Below are 1,376 nucleotides of genomic sequence, written 5' to 3' on the forward strand. Positions count from 1 at the left end.
TAGCAGATGTATGGACTCCTCCCCATTAACGGGAGAGTACGGTATAAAGAAATTGCAAAACAACTTTTACCAATTAAGGAGTCCATACATGACACAGTCTAATTTAATTGCTATTGATTTAGCAAAAAATATTTTCCAAGTTGCGCAGTTTCAAGGCAGTAAACTTAAATCTAATAAACAAGCTAGCCGCAAAGCATTGCTTGAGTTCTTAGTTAAAGCTAAACCGTCCGTTGTTGCTATGGAAGCATGCGCAAGCGCTCAATATTTTGCACGCACAGCACAATCTTTTGGTCATAAAGTTATGTTGCTTGACCCGTTATTTGTTAAAGCATTTAGGCAAGGCCAAAAAACAGATGCAAACGATGCTATTGCGATAGCCATTGCTAGTAAAGTTCCTAATGTCCGCCCCTGTAAAATTCTCTCTATCGAAGAGCAAGCATTGCAATCTCTTAGTAAGGTTCGGGCGCTAGCAGATAAGCAAAAGATTCAATTATCAAACCAAATACGTGGGTTACTCCTTGAGTTTGGTATTGTGATTAACCAAAGTGAGGCCGCATTTAAAGCAGCCATACCCGATATTTTAGAAGATGCAGAAAACACGCTGCCATTAGAACTAAAACATGCGCTTGCGCTGACTTACGCTCTTTATCAACAGCAGTGTGACAACAAGGTAGAGCTGCAAAAACAAATCGAGCGCATTGTAAAACAAAATGATAGCTGTCAACGCTTAATGGCACTCGAAGGAGTCGGCCCAATCACTGCTATCGAGCTTTTGTCTTTTTTAGGTGACACAACACAGTTTAGCAATGGAAGGAGTGCAGCTGCGTGTGCAGGAGTGACACCGCTGCAGCATTCGACAGGCGGTAAAGCAAAGATAGGCCGTATACCTAAAAGACGAGGTGGAGCATTAAGGCGAAATCTATTTTTAGGCGCTCGCTCGATAGTGAGTAAATTAAAAAACAGAGAGCCCTCGACTGAAAAAGAACGATGGATAAAAAACCTTCTAGTAAGAAAAGGGGTTAAGTGCGCGGCGATTGCATTAGCAAACAAAACAATGAGAACCGCCTATGCCTTACTAAAAAATGGAACGAATTATGAGCCAACAGCACTGACAGCATAGAGTAAAAAAATAAAAGAGCAGTAAGCAGAAGAATTGAACAAGCCAAGATAGAGCATTAAGAGGTGAGACCGACCCTTGATAGCCTGAAAAATCGCTAGCGTACTAAGATACCGTGTAGCAGATAAGGCACAAGGGCGCGAAAACATCGAAGTGGCCGAGGTAGCGCCTCATCAGAGCCCGTATATAAGTACGCAATCACATCAGCTTAATGTAAAAAAGGCTTGTGCAATCGGAGGAGTCCATATAAGCGATTTTA

1 protein-coding gene is annotated in these 1,376 nt (G+C 41.9%); it reads left to right on the plus strand.

Features of this window, described 5'->3' with window-relative positions:
* Positions 1-88: 88 nt before the first annotated feature.
* Positions 89-1,120 (plus strand): IS110 family transposase, encoded by a 1,032-nt coding sequence (locus L1267_RS23575; protein WP_235384425.1) that lies wholly within the window; start codon positions 89-91, stop codon positions 1,118-1,120.
* The last annotated feature ends 256 nt before the right edge of the window (positions 1,121-1,376 follow it).

Source organism: Pseudoalteromonas sp. OFAV1 (genome assembly GCF_021532595.1).
GTDB classification, from domain to species: Bacteria; Pseudomonadota; Gammaproteobacteria; order Enterobacterales; family Alteromonadaceae; genus Pseudoalteromonas; species Pseudoalteromonas lipolytica_C.

Excerpts from the sequence above, each read along its gene's own strand:
- L1267_RS23575 (WP_235384425.1), top strand. The coding sequence starts at position 89 with ATGACACAGTCTAATTTAATTGCTATTGATTTAGCAAAAAATATTTTC.